The organism is Agromyces tardus (assembly GCF_003710805.1).
In the GTDB taxonomy this organism is placed as follows: Bacteria; Actinomycetota; Actinomycetes; order Actinomycetales; family Microbacteriaceae; genus Agromyces; species Agromyces tardus.
Genome location: NZ_RHHB01000086.1, coordinates 1 through 5,021, shown reverse-complemented (window position 1 = coordinate 5,021; position 5,021 = coordinate 1). Strand labels below are relative to the sequence as shown.

5 protein-coding genes are annotated in these 5,021 nt (G+C 73.6%); 2 read left to right on the top strand and 3 right to left on the bottom strand.

The genetic code is table 11. The features are described from left to right. Positions 1–348 precede the first annotated feature (348 nt). A complete protein-coding gene (locus EDM22_RS19215) occupies positions 349–1,938 on the bottom strand; it encodes an AMP-binding protein (protein ID WP_122938694.1) in 1,590 nt (529 codons plus the stop codon). A 102-nt stretch (positions 1,939–2,040) separates the two neighbouring features. On the opposite strand from EDM22_RS19215, the gene EDM22_RS19210 reads away from it, so the two are divergent. After that, a complete protein-coding gene (locus EDM22_RS19210) occupies positions 2,041–2,958 on the top strand; it encodes an SDR family NAD(P)-dependent oxidoreductase (RefSeq protein ID WP_245989568.1) in 918 nt (305 codons plus the stop codon). A 28-nt stretch (positions 2,959–2,986) separates the two neighbouring features. Here EDM22_RS19210 and purQ read toward each other — a convergent pair whose 3' ends face one another. After that, positions 2,987–3,685 (bottom strand): phosphoribosylformylglycinamidine synthase subunit PurQ, encoded by a 699-nt coding sequence (gene purQ / locus EDM22_RS19205; RefSeq protein ID WP_122938693.1) that lies wholly within the window; start codon positions 3,683–3,685, stop codon positions 2,987–2,989. 12 nt (positions 3,686–3,697) lie between these two features. Then, entirely contained in the window at positions 3,698–4,033 is a 336-nt protein-coding gene (gene purS, locus EDM22_RS19200; protein WP_170964213.1) for a phosphoribosylformylglycinamidine synthase subunit PurS, read from the bottom strand. A 90-nt stretch (positions 4,034–4,123) separates the two neighbouring features. Here purS and EDM22_RS19195 point away from each other — a divergent pair. Beyond that, on the top strand, positions 4,124–5,021 hold an 898-nt coding region (locus EDM22_RS19195), incomplete at its 3' end, for a wax ester/triacylglycerol synthase domain-containing protein (RefSeq protein WP_281274120.1).

Genomic DNA, 5,021 nt, shown 5'->3' with positions numbered 1-5,021 from the left:
CGATCGTCACAGCGAGGTGCCCGACGAGTTCCTCGTCGAGCAGCGCGTACAGCGCCGCGGGCCGCTCGGGCACGAACGGGGTCGGTGCGGACGCGCCGGAGCCGAGGGGCTCGGTGGGGGCGGTCGGCGAGGCGGCGTCGTCGGCGGCGTCGCGCGGGGGTTCTGGGGTGGCGGTCATGTCGGTCCTCCGGGGTGCGCGGTCGCAGGCCGGGCGCGCCTGCATGCCCCATCGTCGGATGCCTCGCTATGCGCGACCTATGCCGCATCCGGCAACTCGCCCGGAACTCCGGCTCCGGCTCCGGCCCCGACCCCGGCTCCACCCGTGGCCGGTCCCCAGCGCGCCACGCGTCAGGCCTGCGTCGCCTCCCGCGCGCGCAGGTCCTTGCGCAGGATCTTCCCCGAGCTCGACTTGGGGATCGCGTCGATGAACTCGACCACGCGCACCTTCTCGTAGGGCGACACCTCGCCGGCGACATAGTCCATCACGGCCTGCGCGTCGAGCTCGGCGCCCGCCTGCGGCACGATGAACGCCTTCGGCACCTCCTGTCCGTCCTCGTCGAGCACGCCGATCACCGCGGCATCCGCGATCTTCGGGTGCGCGAGCAGCACCGCCTCGAGCACGGCCGGCGCCACCTGGTAGCCCTTGTACTTGATGAGCTCCTTGAGGCGGTCGACGATGCGGTAGATGCCGTCGGCGGTGACCGTGGCGATGTCGCCGGTGTGCAGCCAGCCGTCGGGATCGAGCATCGCGGCCGTCGCCTCGGGGTTGTGCAGGTAGCCGTGCATGACCTGCGGTCCGCGGATGAGGAGCTCGCCGGGCGCGCTCTGCCCGTCGGCGGGCACGTCCACGTCGGCGCCGGAGTCGACGTCGACGATGCGGGCCTCGGTGTTCGGCAGCAGGAAGCCGATCGACGAGCGGTCGAGGTCGGTGCGCTCCCGCGGGATGGCGTGCGTCACGGGGCTCGTCTCGGTCATCCCGTAGCCCTGGCACACGACGCAGCCGAGGCGGCGGGCGACGAGGTCCGCGAGGGCGCCGTCGAGCGGCGCGGCGCCCGAGAACACCACCTGCACGCTCGACAGGTCGTACTGGTCGACGAGCGGATGCTTCGCGAGCGCCACCGCGATGGGCGGGGCGATGAACACCCACGTCGCGCGGTGTTCGCTGATGACGCGCAGGAACTCCTGCAGGTCGAACCGCGGCATCGTCACGAGGGTCGCGCCGCACTTGAGGGCGTAGTTGAGCAGCACCGTCATGCCGTAGATGTGGAAGAACGGCAGCACCGCGAGCACCCGGTCGCCGTGCTCGAGGCCGATCACGGCACGCGACTGCTCCACGTTCGCGACGAGGTTGCGGTGCGTGAGCATGACGCCCTTGGGGATGCCGGTGGTGCCCGACGAATACGGAAGCACCGCCATGTGCGTCGCGGGGTCGAACGAGACGTCGGGCGCCGGGCGCCCCTCGCCGAGCAGGTCGCGCAGCGACGGATGCCCCTCCGCGCCGTCGAGCACCACGAGCTGCTCGTCGGGGATGCCGAGCCGGTCGGCCGCGGCCTTCGCGCCGGGCAGCAGCGGCGACACGGTGAACAGCCAGCGCGAACCGGCATCCGTGAGCTGCTTCACGATCTCGTCGGGTGTGTACAGCGAGTTGATGGTGGTCGCGGTCGCGCCGGCTCGCAGGATGCCGTGGAACACGGCCGCGAACGCCGGCACGTTGGGGCACAGGATGCCCACGACGTCGTCGACGCCGACGCCGCGCGCGGCCAGGGCGCCGGCGACGAGCCCGACCTGCCCCACGAGCTGGCGGTAGGTGGTGGCCGCGCCGCTCGTGCCGTCGATGAGCGCGACCTCGTCGAGGTCGGCGTCGCCGAGCCCGCCGAAGAGGTAGTCGTAGACGGACACGTCGGGAACGGACACCTCGGGGTGCGGGCTGTGCGCCATGCGATCTCCTTCGATCAGCGGGTGCTGCCATCCTCCCCCCCACCGGTGCCGGCGCGGAAGGGCCCGGGGCCCCGGTCGCCGCACGGGCGCCGAAGGGCCAAGATGATCCCGGGGACGCGTCCGGGCGTCCCCGACGACGACGGGATCGACGACATGACCGCGAACACGCCGCACCCCACGGCAGCCACGGTGCTCATCACGGGCGCGTCCACCGGCATCGGACTCGCGACCGCGGTCGCGGTCGCCCGGGCCGGACATACGACGATCGCCACGATGCGCGACCTCTCCCGCGCCGGTGCGCTCCGCGACGCGGCATCCGCTGCGGGCGTCGACCTCGAGATCGCGCAGCTCGACGTCACCGACGACGAGTCGGTCGAGCGTGCCGTCGCGCGCGTCGTCGCCGAGCACGGCCGACTCGACGCCGTCGTCAACAACGCGGGCGCCGCCGCGGTGGGCACCGTCGAACTGCTCGAGCTCGGCCGGTTCCGCGACGCGATGGAGGTGAACTTCTTCGGGGTGGTGCGGGTGACCAAGGCGGCGATGCCGCACCTGCGGGCGTCGGGTGGCCGGGTGCTCACCGTGAGCAGCGTCGGCGGCATCGTCGGCCAGCCCTTCAACGACGCGTACTGCGCCGCGAAGTTCGCCGTCGAGGGCTTCCTCGAGAGCCTGCATCCCGTGGCTGCGACGGTGGGCGTGGGCGTGTGCGTCATCGAACCGGGTGCCGTCGCGAGTGAGTTCGTCGCCAATGCGGGCATCGACCCCGCGGCCGCGGTGGCCGAGGCCGGGCCGTACGCGCCGGCGGTCGTCGCCTACCTCGAGCGCACCGCGCGCTCGTTCGCCGCGGCGCAGTCGGCCGAGGACGTCGGCGGGCTCATCGCCGGACTCCTGGATGCCGCAGCGCTGCCGTTCCGCGTGCAGACCTCGAACGCGGCGCGGGCGTTCGTCACGCCGAAGCTCGCCGACCTCGACGGCTCGGCCGTGACGGCCATCACGCGCGGCTGGGTGACGCCGGCGGCGTGAGCCGGGAGCTCACGCCTCGACGCCGGTGCTACGCCTCGACGAGGGTGCGACGCACGACGCTCGTGAAGAAGCCGAGCCCGTCGACGCCCGACCGCATGGCGACCGCCGTGTCGGGGCCGAAGCCGGGCTCGACGGCGTGCTCGGGGTGCGGCATGAGGCCCACGACGTTGCCGCGCTCGCTCGAGATGCCCGCGATGTCGCGCAGCGAGCCGTTGGGGTTCACGTCGACGTAGCGGAACACCACGCGGCCCTCGCCCTCGAGACGGTCGAGCGTCTCCTCGGAGGCGATGAAGCCGCCCTCGCCGTTCTTCAGCGGGATCGTGATCTGCTGGCCGGCCTCGAACTCGCTCGTCCAGTCGGTCGAGGTGTTCTCGACGCGCAGCACCTGGTCGCGGCAGATGAACGAGCCGTGGTCGTTGCGGATGAGCCCGCCCTCGAGGAGGTGCGCCTCGGTGAGCATCTGGAAGCCGTTGCAGATGCCGAGCACGGGCAGGCCGCGGTTCGCCGCGTCCACGACCTCGGTCATGATCGGGCTGAGCGACGCGATCGCGCCGCAGCGCAGGTAGTCGCCGTAGCTGAAGCCGCCGGGCAGGATCAGGGCGTCGACGCCCTCGAGGTCGTGCGAGCCGTGCCAGAGGGCCACGGGCTCGGCGCCGGCGAGCCGCACGGCGCGCTGCGCGTCGCGGTCGTCGAGCGAGCCGGGGAAGGTGATGACGCCGATGCGCATGTCAGCCGCGCCTCAGTGGGTCTCGCCCGCGGGTGCGACGTAGCCCTCGTCGCCGTGCTCGGATGCCGCGTGCGTGGCCTCCTCGGCGAGCTCTGCGTTCGACTCCAGGTAGTGGATGCCCACGACGTCTTCGATCACCGAGTTCGAGAGCACGTGCTCGGCGATCTCGCGCACCTCGGACTTCACGGCGTCGTCGATCGGGCCGTCGACCGTGATCTCGAAGCGCTTGCCGACGCGCACCCCCGAGACGGCGGAGTGACCGGTGCGGGACAGGGCGCCGGCGACGGCCTTCCCCTGCGGATCGAGCAGTTCGGCCTTGGGCATCACGTCGACGACGATGGTGGGCACCGCGGTTCTCCGTCCGGTGTCGAGGGTGTGGATGCCTCGATTCTATCGGTCGCCGCGGGAGCAGGGCTCGCCCGGTCGTAGACTGCGTGCGTGACGCGCGGAGGGGCGGAGCGCGAGCGGCTCTCGCCGGCCGACGCGTCGAACGTCGTGATCGACCGGCCCGACCAGGTGAACGCGTTCCTCATGGCGGGCGTGCTCGCGCCGGGCGGCCCCGTGGGCGCCGACGGCGAGGTCGACCTCGACGCGCTGCGGGCCGCGCTCGCCGATCGCGTGGCGTCGGTGCAGCGGATGTCGCAGCGCGTCGTGCACGACGGGCGCGCCCTCGCCTGGGAGACGGTGCCGGTCGATCTCGCGCAGCACGTTCGGCAGGTGGACGCGGTCGACGGGCGTTCGGGATTCGAGGCGCTGTGCGCGCGCCTCGCGGTGACGCCGATGCCGATCGACCGCCCGCTCTGGGAGCTGCTCGTCGTGCCCGGGGTCGCCGCCCGGCGCGTCGGCGTGGTGCTGCGCATCCACCACGCGATGGCCGACGGCATCGCGGCGGTGCGGCTCGTCGAGGTGCTGCTGCAGTCCGGCGCGGATGCCGCGGCGGCGACGGACGCCGCGATGCCGGCGGAGTCCCCTGGGTCTGCCCCGGCCTCCCCGGACGCGTCGGTGGGCGCACCCGCACCGCCCGCCGCGCCCCCGCGACGGCGCCTCCGCGCCCGCCTGCGCACGCTCGCGTCGGGGTGGGAGCGCACGGTCGCCGTGTTCCGGCGGGAGGTGCCGCACACCGTGCTGCTCGGGCCGATCGGGCCGCGCCGGGGCGTCGCCTTCGTCGACGCTCCGCTCGACGCCCTCGCCGCGGGCGCCGCGACGGCCGGGGCGACGATCAACGACGCACTGCTGTCGGCGGCGGTCGGGGCGGCCGAGGCGGCGCTGCGCGCTCGCGGGGAGCCCGTGCCGCCGGTCCTGCCCGCCAGCGTGCCGGTCGCGCTGGCCGAGCGCG

Bases quoted from the DNA above. Each gene is read 5' to 3' on its own strand.
- EDM22_RS19215 (WP_122938694.1), bottom strand. From the start codon at position 1,938: ATGGCGCACAGCCCGCACCCCGAGGTGTCCGTTCCCGACGTGTCCGTC.
- EDM22_RS19210 (WP_245989568.1), top strand. From the start codon at position 2,041: ATGATCCCGGGGACGCGTCCGGGCGTCCCCGACGACGACGGGATCGAC.
- purQ (WP_122938693.1), bottom strand. From the start codon at position 3,685: ATGCGCATCGGCGTCATCACCTTCCCCGGCTCGCTCGACGACCGCGAC.